This is a genomic window from Microbacterium sp. bgisy203, from assembly GCF_057706945.1.
Window position 1 is genome coordinate 484,730 of record NZ_JBYIPF010000002.1, and the last position, 15,251, is coordinate 499,980.

Genomic DNA, 15,251 nt, shown 5'->3' on the forward strand with positions numbered 1-15,251 from the left:
CATGGCGCTGACCGTCACCCTCGTCTCCGCGGAGGAGGAGGTCTGGCACGGCGAGGCGAGCCTCGTCGTCGCCAAGACCGTCGAGGGCGAGATCGGCTTCATGACAGGGCACGAGCCGGTGCTCGCGATCCTCGCCGAGGGCCAGGTGCGCATCACCCAGTCCGACGGCTCGAAGGTCATCGCGACAGCGCACTCGGGCTTCATCTCGATGGAGCGCGACGAGCTCACGATCGTCGCCGGTCACGCCGCCCTGGAGTCCTGACCCCGCCTCATCTCCTGAGCGTTTCGACATCGCCTGAGCGTTTCGACTCGCTGCGCTCGCCCGCTCAACGACCGGCACTTCCGGACGTTGAGCGGGCGGCGTAGCGGCGAGTCGAAACGCTCTCGTCATTGTGAAAGTCCCCATGCTGATCCTGCTGCCCCCGTCGGAGACCAAGCGGCCCGGGGGTCGTGCCCGCCCCCTCGATGTCCCCGCGCTCGCGATGCCGCAGCTCTTTCCGGAGCGCGAGGCGGTCATCGACGCACTGGTGTCGCTGAGTGCCGACGCCGACGCCGACGCCGCTGCGCGCGTTCTGAAGCTCTCCGAGCGTCAGCGCGGCGGGATCGCCGACAATGCGGCGCTCCGCACGGCGCCGACGCTCCCCGCCGTCGACCGCTACACGGGCGTGCTGTACGACGCGCTGGATGCCGCGACGCTCGACGCCGCCGCACGGCGGTGGCTGGGGGCGCACGTCCTCATCCACTCGGCGCCCTTCGGGCCCGTACGCGCCCTGGATGCGATCCCCGCGTACCGACTCGCGGCGGGCGTCCGCCTTCCCGATCTGCCGCCCCTTCGGCGCGTGTGGGCGGATGCCGTGACCCGCGCGCTCGCGGAGGCCGCGCCGCGCTTCGTCCTCGACCTGCGCTCCGAGGCGTACGCCGCGCTCGGGCCGGTACCTTCCGGCATCCCTTCGCTGTACCTCCGCGTCGTGACCGGGGCGGCAACGGGGGATCGCGCCGGGAGCGAGACGGGCGCCGTCCGCGCCCTGAACCATTTCAACAAGCACGCGAAGGGCGCCCTCGTGCGTGCGCTCGCCGAAGGTCGACCCCGCATCACGAGCGGGGATGCCTTCCGCGCGTGGGCCGAGACCGCCGGCCTCACCGTGCGAACGGGTGCGGACGGCGAACTCGACCTCGTCGTCTGATCAGCGCGGCGGCGTGGTGGCGCGCTGCGTGTTCTGCGCGGTGCGCTCGGTGTTCTCCGCGATCGCGACGAGCGCGACGCCCGCTTCGATGACGAAGCGGAGCACCACGATCGCGAGGAAGGCGAGCACGGGGACGACGATCAGCGTCGAGATGATGAGCGCGATGCCGCCGCCGACGTTCCAGCTGAGCGACCCGATGCCGGAGATGATCCCGCTGAAGAAGGTCGCGATGAAACCGATGCCGATCGCCACGAGACCGACGAGGTAGAAGACGCTCGCGAGGCGCCGCGTGATGAACTGCGTGAACGTGATGTCGAACAGCGCCGAGAGGAAGCCCTTGCCGATCTCGTCGAACTCGCCCAGCAGGCGCGGCACGCCCGTGTCGTCGACACCCGCCTGCCCGCCGGTCGGTGTCGTCGCCGGCGCGGCCTGCGCCTGAGCGGCCGCGTCGGCGGCGGGCTGCTCCGGGACGGGCGGGGGAGTGGGGGTCTGCGCGTCGCTCATGGCGATCCTTCCGATGGGTACAGTCGCCAGGCTAGCGAAACCAGCGCTCGGCGCGCGAGAAACTGCGCGCGCCGACTGCCTCTGGTCGCGGGGTGCGCTGTGCCCTTACGATGACTCTGACGGACGCGCTGGCGACCGCTCACGGCCGAAAGGACATCATGGGCGACTCTTACAACGACGGCGCGGTGGTCGCCGCTGCCCTCTTCTTCGGGTTCATCTTCTTCCTGTTCGCGGTGCTGTACTACGTCCTCTCGTCGCTCTTCCTCATGAAGATCTTCGACAAGGCGGGTGTCCAGGGGAAGTGGCGCGCGTGGGTGCCCGTCTACAACTTCATGGTCTTCAGCAAGCTCGGCGATCTGAGCCCCTGGGTCGTCCTGATCGCCGCGGGTGTCGCCATCGTCCTGGCTCCGCTGAACCTCGGCTTCCTCGGTTTGGTCCTGTTCATCGTGGCGACGGCGCTGGCCGCGTGGCGCGTTGGGTTGAAGCTGCAGAAGGAGCCCGTCTGGGTTGTCCTCTACGTGCTCCTCTCGATCGTCTGGCTCGGCATCAACGCGTACGACAAGTCGCGCTGGAACCCGGCCATCGCACCCGCACCGTGGGCCGGCAACGGGTTCTTCGCCGACCGCACGGTGTGGCAGGGGATCCCGGTGCAGCCGAGCGCCGGGTACGTCGCGCCGCCCGCGCCCGGGTACGCGCCGCCTCCGGGCTACCAGCCGCCCGCCGGCTATCAGGCACCCCCGGCCGGCTATCAGGCGCCGCCCGCCGGTTACCAGGCGCCGCCTGCCGGTTACCAGCCGCCGCCCGCGGGTTACCAGCCGCCGCCGGCCGGTTACCAGCCGCCGCCGGCGTACGGACCGCCCTCGACCGAGCCGCCCGCCTACGGACCGCCGTCGACCGAGCCTCCCGTCGCCGCACCGGCCCCCGAGCCGCCGGTGGTGCCGTCGCCCGCCGCTGAAGCTCCCCTCGCGCCGCCGGCGACCGAGCCGCCCACGACCGAGCCGCCGACGACCGCAGCGCCGACGACCGATCCGTCGGCATCCGGCGACACGACGACCGACCCGACCGCGGGCGGCGCCGGCGAGACGCCCAAAGCCTGACCGCGCGGCGCAGGCCCCCGATGCTCGGGAAGATCCTCGTCGGTTTCCTCCGGCCCGCGTGGCCGTTGCTGGTACTCGTCGTGCTGTTCCAGCTGGGGCAGTCGATCGCCTCCCTCGCCCTGCCGACGCTCAACGCCGACATCATCGACAAGGGCGTCGTCACCGGTGACATCGACTACATCTGGCGTACCGGCGGGGTGATGTTGCTCGTCAGCTTCTTCCAGGTCGTCTGCTCTCTCATCGCGGTGTACTTCGGGTCGCGCCTCGCGATGGGCATGGGCCGGTCGCTCCGTGCCGCCGTGTTCCACCGTGTCGTCGCGTTCTCGCAGCGCGAGGTCGGACAGTTCGGCGCTCCTTCGCTGATCACGCGCAACACGAACGACGTGCAGCAGGTGCAGATGCTGGTGCAGATGTCGGCGACGGTGATGGTCTCCGCGCCGATGCTCGCCATCGGCGGCATCATCATGGCGGTGCGACAGGATGCCGGTCTGTCGTGGCTCATGGCGGTGTCGATCCCGGTCCTTCTCCTCGTGGTCTCGCTCATCGTCGTGCGCATGGTCCCCGCCTTCACCGCGATGCAGGCGCGCATCGACCGCGTGAACCAGATCCTCCGGGAGCAGCTCACCGGCATCCGGGTCGTCCGGGCGTTCGTGCGAGAGGACCGGGAGCGCGCCCGGTTCGGCAAGGCCAGCGAAGACGTCATGGAGACCGCGCTGCGGGCCGGGTACCTCATGGCGTTGATGTTCCCCGCTGTGATGCTCGTGATGAACCTCTCGTCGGTCGCCGTCATCTGGTACGGCGCCGACCAGGTGCAGAACCACGGGGTGCAGATCGGCACGCTGTTCGCGTTCCTCAACTACCTCATGCAGATCCTCATGGGGGTGATGATGGCGACGTTCATGTTCGTCATGATCCCCCGCGCCGCGGTGTGCGCCGACCGGATCGGCGCCGTGCTCGAGACCGAGCCTTCCGTGCACGCGCCGGAGCACCCGGTGGAGGTCCGGCCCGCCGGGGGCCTCATCGAGTTCGACGACGTCGACTTCACCTACCCCGGCGCCGACGAGGCCGTGCTCCGCGACCTCACCTTCACCGTCGCGCCGGGCACGACGACCGCGATCATCGGATCGACCGGTTCGGGCAAGACCACGCTCGTCGGCCTCATCGCGCGCCTGTTCGACGTCACGGGCGGTGCGGTGCGCGTCGACGGCACGGACGTTCGCGAGATGGACCCCGATGACCTGTGGGCGCGCATCGGTCTCGTGCCCCAGCGCGCGTTCCTCTTCTCCGGGACGGTGGCCTCGAACCTCCGCTACGGCGACCGCGACGCCACCGACGAGGAGCTCTGGAAGGCGCTCGATCTGGCCCAGGCATCCTCCTTCGTGTCGGGTTTCGACGGCGGGCTCGAGGCGCCCATCGCGCAGGGCGGCACGAACGTCTCGGGCGGCCAGCGGCAGCGTCTCGCGATCGCACGCGCGCTCGTGAAGCGCCCCGAGATCTACATCTTCGACGACTCTTTCTCCGCTCTCGACCTCAAGACGGACGCGGCGCTGCGGCACGCCCTCGACACAGAACTCCCCGACGCGACCCGCGTCATCGTCGCGCAGCGCGTGACGACGATCCGGTACGCCGACCAGATCGTCGTGCTCGATCACGGACGCATGGTCGGCCTCGGCACGCACGACGAGCTGCTCGATACGTGCGAGACATACCGTGAGATCGTCGAGTCGCAGCTCTCCGCGCAGGAGGCGGTATGAGCGGCGGAAGCACGACGTCATCCCGCCCGGCGGCACCCCAGGGCGGGCAAGGACCCCAGGGCGGGCACGGACCCATGGGCGGACGGGGGCCCATGGGCGGAGGGCGCGGCATGGCGCCGGGCGGAAAGGCGCAGAACTTCGGGCCGAGCGCGAAACGACTGCTCGGGACCCTCAAGGTCGATACGCCGAAGCTCGTCTTGGTGCTGATCCTCGGGGTGCTCTCGGTCGCGCTCAGCGTCGCGGGCCCGAAGATCCTCGGCGAGGGCACCAACATCATCTTCGCGGGGTTCATCTCCCTCCAGGTGCCGGCCGGTGCGACCAAGCAGCAGATCATCGACCAGCTCATCGCGTCGGGCAACGAACAGCAGGCGGACATGATCCGCTCGATGGACTTCACGCCCGGCGCGGGCATCGACTTCGACCGCCTCGCGGTCGTCATGATCGCCGTCCTCGCCGTCTACATCCTCGCCGCGGTGTTCGGCTGGCTGCAGGCGCGGTTGCTCACCGGCATCGTGCAGCGGGCCATGAACCGCCTCCGCGTCCAGGTCGAGGACAAGATTCACCGGCTGCCGCTGGCGTACTTCGACCGCGTCCAGCGCGGCGAGCTGCTGAGCCGGGTCACGAACGACGTCGACAACATCGGTCAGACGATGCAGCAGACGCTCTCCCAGGTGGTGACGAGCCTGCTCACCGTCGTCGGCGTCCTGGTGATGATGTTCGTCATCTCGCCGCTGCTCGCCGTCATCGCGCTCGTGACGATCCCCCTGACCATCCTCATCACGACGCTCGTAGCGCGTCGATCGCAGAAGCTCTTCGTCGCGCAGTGGGCCGCGACGGGCGTTCTCAATGCCCGCGTCGAGGAGACGTTCTCCGGCCATCAGATCGTCAAGGTGTTCGGTCACCAGACCGACGTCGAGGCCGACTTCGCCCGCGAGAACGATGCGGTGTACCGGGCGAGCTTCGGGGCGCAGTTCCTCTCCGGGATCATCATGCCCGCGATGATGTTCATCGGGAACCTCGTCTACGTCGCCATCGCGGTCGTCGGCGGCCTGCAGGTCGCGAACGGTCTCATGTCGATCGGCGACGTGCAGGCGTTCATCCAGTACTCGCGGCAGTTCACGCAGCCGCTGAGCCAGCTCGGGTCGATGGCGAACCTGCTCCAGTCGGGCGTCGCGAGCGCCGAGCGCGTCTTCGAACTCCTCGACGAGGAGGAGGAGAGCCCCGATGCCGAGCCCGCCGAGACCGTCCCCGAAGAGACCGCGGACCTCGCGTTCGACGACGTCTCGTTCCGGTACGTCCCCGACATCCCGCTGATCGCGGACCTGTCGCTGCGAGCCGATCCCGGCAGCACCGTCGCGATCGTCGGCCCGACGGGGGCAGGGAAGACGACGCTCGTGAACCTCATCATGCGCTTCTACGAAGTGGATGCCGGCGTCATCTCCCTCGGCACTCTCGACACCCGCCTCATGACCCGCGCCGATCTGCGCTCGCGCACCGGGATGGTGCTGCAGGACACGTGGCTGTTCTCGGGCACGATCCGCGAGAACATCGCCTACGGCAAGGACGACGCGAGCGAGGAGGAGATCCTCGCGGCGGCGAAGGCGGCGTACGTCGATCGGTTCGTGCACGCCCTTCCCGACGGCTACGACACCGTGCTCGACGACGAGGCGACGAATCTGTCCGTCGGTGAGCGCCAACTGGTCACGATCGCGCGGGCCTTCATCTCCGACCCGCGCATTCTGATCCTCGACGAGGCGACCAGCTCGGTGGACACCCGTACCGAGCTCCTCATCCAGCGGGCGATGTCGCGTCTGCGCCGCGACCGGACGTCGTTCGTCATCGCCCATCGCCTCTCCACCATCCGTGACGCGGACCTCATCCTGGTCATGGAGGCCGGGGCGATCGTCGAGCAGGGCACGCACGAGGAGCTCCTCGCGGCGAACGGCGCATATCGGCGCCTCTACGACGCGCAGTTCGACGCCCCCGCCGTCGACGACGAGACGGATCCGGTCGATGTCGAGCCGGAGGCGGTCCTCACCGGACCGGTCCCCGTGGTCTCGCCCGGAGCGGTACCGCCGCTGCCGCCCATCCCGCCCGTCGCCGATGAGCCGGGCGAGGCGTCCACTAGAGTGTGAGCGTGTCAGAAGCCGCGACCCGTTCGCGCACCGTTCCCCTCGACGACGGTGCGCTCGAGCTCCAGTGGTCCGAGGTGACCCATCGTGGACGTCGCCGTGACACGAACCAGGATGCCGTGCTGGCCGAGTACCCGCTCTTCGTCGTAGCCGACGGGATGGGCGGCCACATCGGGGGAGAGATCGCCAGCGCGAGCACCGTCGACCGGCTGCGCGCCGTCGCGACGAAAGGCGACGTGGGCCCGAAGGCGATCGAGAAGGCGCTCGCCCGCGCCGTGAGCGATATCGCGTCGCATCCCGAGACCACCGACGAGGGCACAGGGACGACCGTCACCGGCGTCTACCTCGACCTCTCCGGCCCCGAACCCACGTGGGTGACGCTCAACGTCGGCGACTCGCGCGTGTACCTCTTCCGCGACGGAACGCTCGCGCAGGTGACGACCGACCACTCTGTCGTGCAGGAGCTCATCGCCGCAGGAAGGCTCAGCCCCGAAGAAGCCGAGAACCACCCGTACGGCAACGTCATCACGCGCGCCATCGGTCCCTCCGACGGCGTCTCGCCCGACTACGTGCGCCTCGAGGTGCTCGACGGCGACCGGTTCGTGATCTGCAGTGACGGGCTCACGAAGGAGCTCACCGACTACGGCATCCTGCACTTCCTGCTGCAGCACGACGACCCGACCGAGGCCGTTGACGACATGCTCGAGGCCGCGCTCGAGAACGGTGGTCGCGACAACGTGACGATCATCGTGCTGAACGCGCGCCGCACGCACGCGGGTGACGCGCCCATCGACTCCTCCACAGACGACGCCTGAGCGGATTCATCCACCGATCCGCCTGATCGGTCCCCACGCGCACGGTCGCCCCGCTTGACTGTCGCGCATGCATGACGCACACGACGACCCGCTCCGCCTCCCCGCTCCGCCTCCGTCGCCGCCGCGACCGGCGCTGCCCATCGCCGCAGCGATCGTTCCGGTGATCGGCGCCGTCGTCCTGTGGAAGGTCACCGGGTCGCCGTTCGCGCTCTGGTTCGCCGCCCTCGGGCCGCTCATGGCGGGGGCGTCGTTCCTCGACGGGCTGCGCACCGCGCGACGCACGAAGCGGCGCGCCGCCAAAGACGGGGCGCGCGAACTGGGTGTGCTCGAGGGCGAACTCGACCGGCGCCACGACGTCGAACGCGAGCGCGCCTGGCGACGGACTCCCGATGTCGCGGGCTACGCGGCCGCCCCCGAAGAGATCTGGCGTGTGGTGCCGGGGCGCGAGGACGTCCTTGTCGTGGGCGCGGGGCGCGCCGCGAGCGGGGTGCGCCTCGACGGCGAAGCGCACGACGACCGATCCCGCGCGCTCCGCCGCCGCTCCCGCATGCTCGATGACGTACCCATCACGGTCCCGCTCGCGGGCGGTGTCGCCGTTGCCGGCCCCGCGATCCCGGCCGCGGCCGTCGTCCGTGCGCTCGCGCTGCAGGTGTGCCTCGCGCACGCCCCGGGGAGCGTGCGGTTGGGGGATGCCGGGGCTGCGGCGGCGGGTGATGCGACGCTGCGCGTGCCGCATGCCGAAGCGACCCGCGGTGCGCTCCTCGTCGTTGCGAACGGCGGCCGGCCCGTGTCCGACGGCATCGACATCCCGATCGTGCAGGTGCGCGAGGGGGATCCGCCGCCGCCGCGCTGCGCCGCGGTGCTCACACTCACGGGTGCCGACAGGGCGCGCCTCGATCACGACGGCCTCTCGCAGGAGGTTCGCGTCGAGGCGATCTCCTCTGCCCAGGCGGAAGCCCTCGCGGCCGCGCTCGCCGCGCGCGCCGATTCGCTCGGGCAGCGGGTGGACGGTGCCGTGTCGCTCGAGGACCTCCCGGTGCTCGGGGGTGGGCGCGGCAGTCTCGCGGCCGCCGTCGGCAGGAGCGGCGGCGCGCCGGTCGTCCTCGACCTCGTCGGTGACGGCCCCCACGCCGTCGTCATCGGGGTGACGGGGTCGGGCAAGAGCGAGCTGCTCACGACGTGGATCGCGGCGATGTGCCGCACGCGCTCGCCGCAGGAGCTGTCCCTGCTCCTCGTCGACTTCAAGGGCGGGCGCACCTTCGATGCGCTCGCCGCGCTCCCGCACGTGACGGGGGTCCTCACCGATCTCGACGAGGCACGCGCGCTTCGCGCGGTGGAGAGTCTCACCGCCGAGATCCGCTACCGAGAGCGCGTGTTGGCGGACGCAGACGCCCGCGACATCGACGACGCGGGCGACGCGCTGTCGCGCCTCGTCATCGTCGTCGACGAGTACGCGGCCCTCGTCGCCGCGCGCCCCGAGCTGCACGACCTGTTCGCCGACATCGCCGCGCGCGGCCGCGCGCTCGGCATGCACCTGATCCTCGCGTCGCAGCGCGCCGCGGGCGCGTTCCGCGACGGAGTGCTGGCCAACGCCCCGTTGCGCATCGCCTTCCGTGTGACAGATGGCGCCGACTCCCGCACCGTGATCGGCCAGGATGACGCGGTGCGCCTCCCCGGGAGCGAAGCCGCACGGGGGACGGCGCTCATCCGCTGCGCCGCCGACGCCACGGCGCGCACGGTGCGGGTCGCGCGGACCGGCGCAGACGCGCTCGCCGAGCTTCGGGCACAGGCCTCGGGGCACGCCCCCGCCCGGCGTCCGTGGCTTCCGCCGCTTCCCGACCGGCTCGAGCTTCATGACGTGCGCCGAAGCGGCGAGATCGTCCTCGGGCTGAGCGACGAGCCGGAGCACCAGCGGCAGAGCGTCGTGACGCTGCCCCGAGCCGCCGGGGGCCTCGCTATCGTCGGCGGGCCCGGCAGCGGGCGCTCGACGCTTCTTGCCACGATCGCCGCCCAGGCGGAGCGCGTGCTGCGCGTGCCCGCCGATGCCGAGGGCGCGTGGGACGCGCTCGACGGCATCGCCGCGGCGCCCGCAGGCACGGTCGTCCTCGTCGACGACGCCGACGCACTCGTGGGGCGACTGCCCGGTGAGTACGCGGCGACGTGGGTCGCTGGGCTCGAACGGGCGGCGCGCGAGGCACGCGGTCGCGGGATCGTGCTGGTCGTCGCGGTCGCGCGCCTCGCCGGCGGACTCGGGCGGGTGCTCGAACTGCTGCCGCACCGGCTGCTCCTGCCACTTCCGACCCGGACCGATCACGTGGCCGCGGGGGGCGAATCGTCCGACTTCGCGGCCGGCACGGCACCCGGGCGCGGTCGCTGGGGGCGGCGTCCGATCCAGGTCGCGGTCGCCGACGGGCCCGGCGGGACCGGCGGAGTGGGCGCGGGCGGTGGGGCCGGCGGGCTGCCCGGGTCGCTCCCGGCATCGATGGCGACGCTCGAGCCGACCACGCCGCTCGCGATCGTCACACCTCCCGGGGCGCGGGTCGAGCGCCTGCGCGCCGCGTGCGCGGAGGCGGGCCTTCACGCGATGACGGTCGAGGAGGCGGCGGCATCCACCACTCCGCCCTCTCGCGGCGACGCGGTGATCGGCACGCCGGACGCCTGGCTCGCGCAGTGGCGCGTGCTCGCGGCGGCACGCGAGCACAGCCGATTCGTCGTCGACGTCGCCTGCGCGTCCGAGTACCGCGCCGTCACCGGGCGGCGCGAGTCTCCGCCGTACACGGAGGCTGTGCCCGGGCGGGCGTGGGCGCTCGCTCCCGGCGAGGCTCCTGCGCGCGTGTGGTTGCCGGACTGAGGGCGCGGATGCCTCAGGCGAGGGCGTCGGCGAGCGTCACCGCCGCGAGGCCGTGGGCTTCCGCGACGCCGGCGTTGGCGAGAAGGCCGGCCGTCACGTTGAGTCCGTCGGCGAGGGCGGCGTCCGCGCGCAGCGCGTCGCGCCATCCGAGCCCCGCGATCCTCCGGACGTAGGGAAGGGTGGCGTTGGTGAGCGCCGAGGTGGAGGTGTTCGGGACGGCGCCGGGCATGTTCGCGACGCAGTAGAAGACGCTCCCGTGAACGGGGAAAGTGGGGTCGGCGTGCGTCGTCGGTCGGGTGTCCTCGAAGCAGCCGCCCTGGTCGACGGCGATGTCGACGAGCACCGATCCCGGTCGCATGCGCGCGACCATCTCGTTCGTCACGAGCTTCGGCGCCTTCGCGCCGGGGATGAGTACCGAGCCGATGACGAGGTCGGACGCGACGACCGCGCGGTCGAGGTCGAGCGGGTTCGACGCCGCCGTCTTCACGCGACCCTGGAAGTGATCGTCGAGAAAGCGCAGACGTGCGATGTTCGTGTCGAAGATCGTGACGTCGGCACCGAGGCCCGCCGCGATGTAGGCGGAGTTCGCCCCCGCGACGCCGCCGCCGATGATCGCGACCGTCGCGGGACGCGTGCCCGGCACACCCGACATGAGAAGGCCGAGGCCCCCGGCGGAGCGCATCAGCGTCGCAGCGCCCACCGTGGGGGCGAGGCGACCGGCCACCTCGCTCATCGGGGCGAGGAGCGGCAGCCCACCTCCCGGGAGCTGCACCGTCTCGTACGCGATCGCGGTGACGCCGCTCGCCACGAGGGCGTCGGTGAGCGGGCGGTCCGCGGCGAGGTGCAGGTAGGTGAAGATCACGAGGTCGTCGCGGAAGTACCCGTGCTCCGCGGCGATCGGCTCCTTCACCTTCAGGAGCAGTTCGGCCCGCGCCCAGACCTCCGCCGCGTCGTCGAGAAGCGTGGCGCCGGCGTCGGCGTACTCGGCATCCGACATCGACGAGCCGATCCCGGCACCGCGCTGGACGAAGACCTCATGGCCGGATCGCACGAGGTCGTAGACACCCGCGGGGGTCAGCGCGACCCGGAACTCGTTGTTCTTGATCTCGGTCGGAACACTGATGCGCATGTCGCTCCCTTGTCGGTGCCCCGCCCCGCCGCGCCTTGTGGCCGCGCCGTGCGAAGGCTAAACGGTCGGCCGGATCAGGCCGACATCCTGCCCGCCGCCGGTCACGGCGAGCGGAAGCTGAGCCAACGTCGCGGCGACGTCGGCGGGGGAGAGGGCGCCGACGCGCTCGAGCAGGGCGAGCGCGATCGCGGTCGTCGCGCGACCCGACCCGTCGAGCACCTTCAGCGCGACCGTCGTGCCGTTCGGGGCGACCATGATCATGACGCCCTCCGCGCCCCCCTTCGCGAAGACGCCGAGCCGCTCGATCGCGATCGTGTCCGGACGACCCGGCCCGTCGATCGTCCACGGGCTCTCGCGAACGGCGCGGACGAGGGCGCCGGCGCTGCGGTGCAGGGCGAACGGGGAGCGCTCCGACGACGTGCCGATGCGATGCGCCGCACGGCCGAGAGCCGACAGGCTCATCCCGTACACGGGCGCGCCGCAGCCGTCGACGGCGGCGGAGGTGACCTTCGTGCCGATGAGACGCTCGATGACCTCGCGGATGTGGACCTGCAGCGGGTGGGCGGGGTCGAGGTAGCCCGTGGTGTCCCAGCCGTTCACGGTGCACGTGAGAAGCATCGCCGCGTGCTTGCCGGAGCAGTTCATACGGATGCGCTGGGGCTGTCCGAGCTCGCGCATGAGCTCGTCGCGCGTTGCGGGGTCGCCCGGCCACGCCGCGGGGCACCCGAGATCCGACTCGCCGAGACCCGCCGCATCGAGGATGTCGCGGACGACGGCGACGTGCCGGTTGGTGCCCGAGTGGCTCGCCGTCGCGAGCGCCAGGCGCTCGCCGGTGAGGTCGGCGCCGGCCGTCAGGCATCCGAGCGCCTGTAGCGGCTTCATGCTCGAGCGGGGCAGGATCGGGGTCTCGACGTCGCCGAGCGTGAGCTGCACGACGCCCTCGGCGTCGAGGACGATCGCCGCTCCCGCGTGGCGCGACTCCACGAACCCGGAACGTTCGACGACGGCGAGTTCGACGGAGGAGGGCACGGTCAACGTCTCGGGCACCGGCCCAGCCTACCGCCGGCACCGGCCGGGCCGAGGACGGTTTCGGTCAGGTCGCCCGACCGGCGCGGTGCGAGACTGGGAGCATGATCGGAGAGCATCGATACGAGGTCCGCAGCACGTGGACGGGCAACCGCGGCACCGGAACGAGCGGGTACCGCGATTACGACCGCGCCGTGACGGTGTCGATCTCCGGCAAGCCCGACCTCGCGGCATCCGCCGACCGGCCCTTCCGGGGCGACCCCGCGAAGTGGAACCCCGAAGACCTGCTGCTCGCGGCGCTCTCGGAGTGCCACCTGCTGTCCTACCTGCACGCATGCGTCGAGGCGGGCGTCGTGGTCGTGTCTTACGACGATCACGCGACCGGCACGATGACCCTCGACGGGCGCGGAGGCGGCGCATTCACCGAGGTGACGCTCCACCCGCGCGTCGTCGTCGCCGAGGAAGGGATGATCGCGGCGGCGGAGGCCGCGCACGCGCAGGCGCACGACTGGTGCTTCATCGCGAACTCGGTGAACTTCCCGGTCCGTCACGAGGCGACGGTTACCGCCGTCTGAGCCGCGCGTATCGACGCCGGCCGACCCCGCGAAAAGCAGGGGCGACTGCGTCTATCCGGTCTGTGGCCCGCCTTTCCTGCCACCTGCCCCTGCTCTTGCCTGCGTTCGCGCCGGGGACGCGCGGCGCCGCCTCGGCCGCCGCGTCGCCCCTGCGCGGCCGCCGGCTGCTTCGTCACCGGGGGCGGGCGGCGAGCAGCCCCGCGACCGCCGCCCGCACCACGTCCGCACGCTCCATGATGTCTTCGGCGATCGGGCGGTACGTCGTGAGCCCGCGCATCGCAGCCTCCTGATCACGTCGCCGGTCGCGCTTCTGCTGCTCCCATGACGAGTGGAATGCGCGGCTGTCGCATTCGATGATGAGCCAGCCGTCGACGAGGAAGTCGACGCGTCCGACCCCCGCGATCTCCACCTGCACGTCGAATCGGCACCCGAGGGTGCGCAGGATGAGCCGCATCAGCGACTCGGGCCCCGACTCGGCGCGGGAGTCGAGCAGTCGACGCAGCCGCCGGTGGCGACGGGGGAGCGACGCGAACAGCTCGTCCAGGTCGTCGTGGGCGAGAACCCCGAGATGGAGCGCGGAATCGGTCGTCGCGATCGCGGCCCGGGGGCTTTGGCACAGCACCGATTGGCGCACCGCGTCGAAGACTTCCACGCTGAGCGACCGGGGATGAGGGGCACGCAGGAGCCGGTCGCGGTGCAGCCGATTCGTCCCGGGCGGTCCGAGCCGCGCCGCTTCGGGCACGACGTGGATGTGCCGTGTGGCGTGGTCCATGACGAACACCCCACGACGACGCAGCTCGGAGACGCACGCGAGACGTCCCCGGTTGCGCCCCGCGGCGACACAGTCGGGCGGGGTGAGCGGCGAACAGAAGGCGCCCTGACGCACCCGCACGAGACCTCCGCTCTCCACCGCGGCCCGCACCTCGCTCGCCCGCCATCCCGCCGCCCGCAGGTCGCGGGTTCGCGCGATGCGCGGGGCCGGTCCGGCGTCGGCCTGCGTCATGTGCTCCATGCCGCCAGACTGTCGGCCCGCGCAGTGGCGAGGGCGCGCCCGCGTCTGATCTGTGGACGGATCGGCGATTCGACCGGTTGGGGAGGAGGCGATGCGCGACCGTCTGGAGAGCGAGCCGCCGCAAAAGCAGGGCGAACCGCAGCTGCGGTGGCGTCACACCGCCGTCGGCGCCGATCGGCCCTGCTTTTCGCCCGCGCTCTCGCCGAGATCCCGCGTCCGGCGCCCGTGCGCTACCGCCGCTCGTGCGGGAGCACCTGCTTGAGACGTTCGACGGGGTTCGCGGCGGGCGCCTCGTTGTAGGTTCCGGCCAGCTCCTGCCCCGAGAGGGCGTGGATCGCGGACATGACCTCGTCGGTCGCGAGCCGGCGTGCTCTGCCGCTGGATGCCGGTCCGTAGTGCGACAGGTCGAGAGGCTCCCCGTAGCGCACCGTCACGCGGGGATGCCGCTTGGGCATACGTGCGCCGACGGGCATGGCCTCGTTCGTGCCGATGAGCCCGACGGGGACGACCTGGGCGCCCTCTTCGAGCGCGAGGAATGCGACGCCCGTCCGTCCCTTGTAGAGCTTGCCGTCCAGCGAGCGCGTCCCCTCGGGATAGAGCGCGATCGCCCGACCCGAGGCGAGGATGCGCCGCTGCTGGTCGAGCGCGTCGAGCGCCGCCTGCCCGGCGCCGCGCTCGACGGGGGTCGCACCGATGGCACGGAAGAAGTGCCGGCTCACCCACCCGCGGAACCCGGTGCCCTCGAAGTAGGCCGACTTCGCGAGGAAGTAGACGGGGCGCGGCGCGAACATCGGGATGATCAGCGAGTCGATGAACGACAGGTGGTTGCTCGCGAAGACCACCTTGCCCGTACGCGGGATGTTCGCGCGCCCTTCGATGCGCGGGCGGTAGATGAGCCGGGTGAGCGGCACGAGCACGGCGCGACCGAAGTAGTAGGTGAAACCGACGGGTGCGACGCCCGATTCGTCCGGCTCGGCATCCGTCGTCGCGGCGCGTTCGGGCGCCTCGGACGCGCCCCCATGCTCTTCTGCCACCCGTCGAGGGTACTCCCGATCTCATTCCTCCCCGCGCATGGCCCCCATCGGCCGCGCGGCCGGCCTCCCGACGGGACGCCTCTCAGCGGGGACAGAAGAAGATGCGCGAAGATGTGTGAGTCTCTCGTCTGCCCGGGT

13 protein-coding genes are annotated in these 15,251 nt (G+C 71.5%); 8 read left to right on the top strand and 5 right to left on the bottom strand.

The genetic code is table 11. From position 1 onward, the window contains the following. Nucleotide 1 precedes the first annotated feature (1 nt). A complete protein-coding gene (locus tag AC3ENQ_RS05585) occupies nt 2-262 on the top strand; it encodes a F0F1 ATP synthase subunit epsilon (RefSeq protein ID WP_431802504.1) in 261 nt (86 codons plus the stop codon). 142 nt (nt 263-404) lie between these two features. After that, a complete protein-coding gene (locus tag AC3ENQ_RS05590; RefSeq protein WP_431802506.1) occupies nt 405-1,184 on the top strand; it encodes a YaaA family protein in 780 nt (259 codons plus the stop codon). Here the strand turns inward: AC3ENQ_RS05590 and AC3ENQ_RS05595 are convergent, their stop codons facing one another. Next, nucleotides 1,185-1,688, bottom strand: a complete 504-nt coding sequence (locus AC3ENQ_RS05595) for a DUF4282 domain-containing protein (protein ID WP_431802508.1) — start codon at nt 1,686-1,688, stop codon at nt 1,185-1,187. A 110-nt stretch (nt 1,689-1,798) separates the two neighbouring features. On the opposite strand from AC3ENQ_RS05595, the gene AC3ENQ_RS05600 reads away from it, so the two are divergent. From AC3ENQ_RS05600 to AC3ENQ_RS05620, 5 genes are all read left to right on the top strand, one after another. Further along, nucleotides 1,799-2,785: a hypothetical protein gene (locus AC3ENQ_RS05600; protein WP_431802509.1), complete on the top strand. Its 987-nt coding sequence runs from the start codon at nt 1,799-1,801 to the stop codon at nt 2,783-2,785. Between the two features lie 20 nt (nt 2,786-2,805). Beyond that, nucleotides 2,806-4,539, top strand: a complete 1,734-nt coding sequence (locus AC3ENQ_RS05605; RefSeq protein ID WP_431802511.1) for an ABC transporter ATP-binding protein — start codon at nt 2,806-2,808, stop codon at nt 4,537-4,539. Continuing rightward, nucleotides 4,536-6,674 carry an ABC transporter ATP-binding protein gene (locus AC3ENQ_RS05610; protein ID WP_431802513.1) on the top strand — a complete coding sequence of 713 codons (2,139 nt, stop codon included), beginning with the start codon at nt 4,536-4,538 and terminating at the stop codon, nt 6,672-6,674. Before AC3ENQ_RS05605 ends, AC3ENQ_RS05610 begins: the two co-directional genes overlap by 4 nt. Nucleotides 6,675-6,676: 2 nt before the next feature. Continuing rightward, a complete protein-coding gene (locus tag AC3ENQ_RS05615) occupies nt 6,677-7,486 on the top strand; it encodes a PP2C family protein-serine/threonine phosphatase (protein WP_431802515.1) in 810 nt (269 codons plus the stop codon). A gap of 67 nt (nt 7,487-7,553) precedes the next feature. Next, nucleotides 7,554-10,337 (top strand): FtsK/SpoIIIE domain-containing protein, encoded by a 2,784-nt coding sequence (locus AC3ENQ_RS05620; RefSeq protein WP_431802517.1) that lies wholly within the window; start codon nt 7,554-7,556, stop codon nt 10,335-10,337. A gap of 13 nt (nt 10,338-10,350) precedes the next feature. Here the strand turns inward: AC3ENQ_RS05620 and ald are convergent, their stop codons facing one another. Both ald and AC3ENQ_RS05630 read right to left on the bottom strand, forming a co-directional pair. Then, nucleotides 10,351-11,466 (bottom strand): alanine dehydrogenase, encoded by a 1,116-nt coding sequence (ald, locus tag AC3ENQ_RS05625; RefSeq protein ID WP_431802519.1) that lies wholly within the window; start codon nt 11,464-11,466, stop codon nt 10,351-10,353. A gap of 57 nt (nt 11,467-11,523) precedes the next feature. Further along, nucleotides 11,524-12,513, bottom strand: coding sequence for an asparaginase (locus AC3ENQ_RS05630; RefSeq protein ID WP_431802520.1), 990 nt, complete (start codon nt 12,511-12,513; stop codon nt 11,524-11,526). 83 nt (nt 12,514-12,596) lie between these two features. On the opposite strand from AC3ENQ_RS05630, the gene AC3ENQ_RS05635 reads away from it, so the two are divergent. After that, nucleotides 12,597-13,067, top strand: coding sequence for an OsmC family protein (locus tag AC3ENQ_RS05635; RefSeq protein WP_431802522.1), 471 nt, complete (start codon nt 12,597-12,599; stop codon nt 13,065-13,067). A gap of 172 nt (nt 13,068-13,239) precedes the next feature. Here the strand turns inward: AC3ENQ_RS05635 and AC3ENQ_RS05640 are convergent, their stop codons facing one another. After that, the gene (locus tag AC3ENQ_RS05640) at nt 13,240-14,079 is read right to left on the bottom strand and encodes an endonuclease domain-containing protein (protein WP_431802524.1); all 840 of its coding nucleotides are present in this window, start codon (nt 14,077-14,079) and stop codon (nt 13,240-13,242) included. Between the two features lie 230 nt (nt 14,080-14,309). Next, nucleotides 14,310-15,113, bottom strand: a complete 804-nt coding sequence (locus AC3ENQ_RS05645) for a lysophospholipid acyltransferase family protein (RefSeq protein ID WP_431802526.1) — start codon at nt 15,111-15,113, stop codon at nt 14,310-14,312. Between the last annotated feature and the right edge of the window lie 138 nt (nt 15,114-15,251).

Bases quoted from the DNA above. Each gene is read 5' to 3' on its own strand.
- AC3ENQ_RS05585 (WP_431802504.1), top strand. From the start codon at position 2: ATGGCGCTGACCGTCACCCTCGTCTCCGCGGAGGAGGAGGTCTGGCAC.
- AC3ENQ_RS05590 (WP_431802506.1), top strand. From the start codon at position 405: ATGCTGATCCTGCTGCCCCCGTCGGAGACCAAGCGGCCCGGGGGTCGT.
- AC3ENQ_RS05595 (WP_431802508.1), bottom strand. From the start codon at position 1,688: ATGAGCGACGCGCAGACCCCCACTCCCCCGCCCGTCCCGGAGCAGCCC.
- AC3ENQ_RS05600 (WP_431802509.1), top strand. From the start codon at position 1,799: ATGACTCTGACGGACGCGCTGGCGACCGCTCACGGCCGAAAGGACATC.
- AC3ENQ_RS05605 (WP_431802511.1), top strand. From the start codon at position 2,806: ATGCTCGGGAAGATCCTCGTCGGTTTCCTCCGGCCCGCGTGGCCGTTG.
- AC3ENQ_RS05610 (WP_431802513.1), top strand. From the start codon at position 4,536: ATGAGCGGCGGAAGCACGACGTCATCCCGCCCGGCGGCACCCCAGGGC.
- AC3ENQ_RS05620 (WP_431802517.1), top strand. From the start codon at position 7,554: ATGCATGACGCACACGACGACCCGCTCCGCCTCCCCGCTCCGCCTCCG.
- ald (WP_431802519.1), bottom strand. From the start codon at position 11,466: ATGCGCATCAGTGTTCCGACCGAGATCAAGAACAACGAGTTCCGGGTC.
- AC3ENQ_RS05635 (WP_431802522.1), top strand. From the start codon at position 12,597: ATGATCGGAGAGCATCGATACGAGGTCCGCAGCACGTGGACGGGCAAC.
- AC3ENQ_RS05640 (WP_431802524.1), bottom strand. From the start codon at position 14,079: ATGGAGCACATGACGCAGGCCGACGCCGGACCGGCCCCGCGCATCGCG.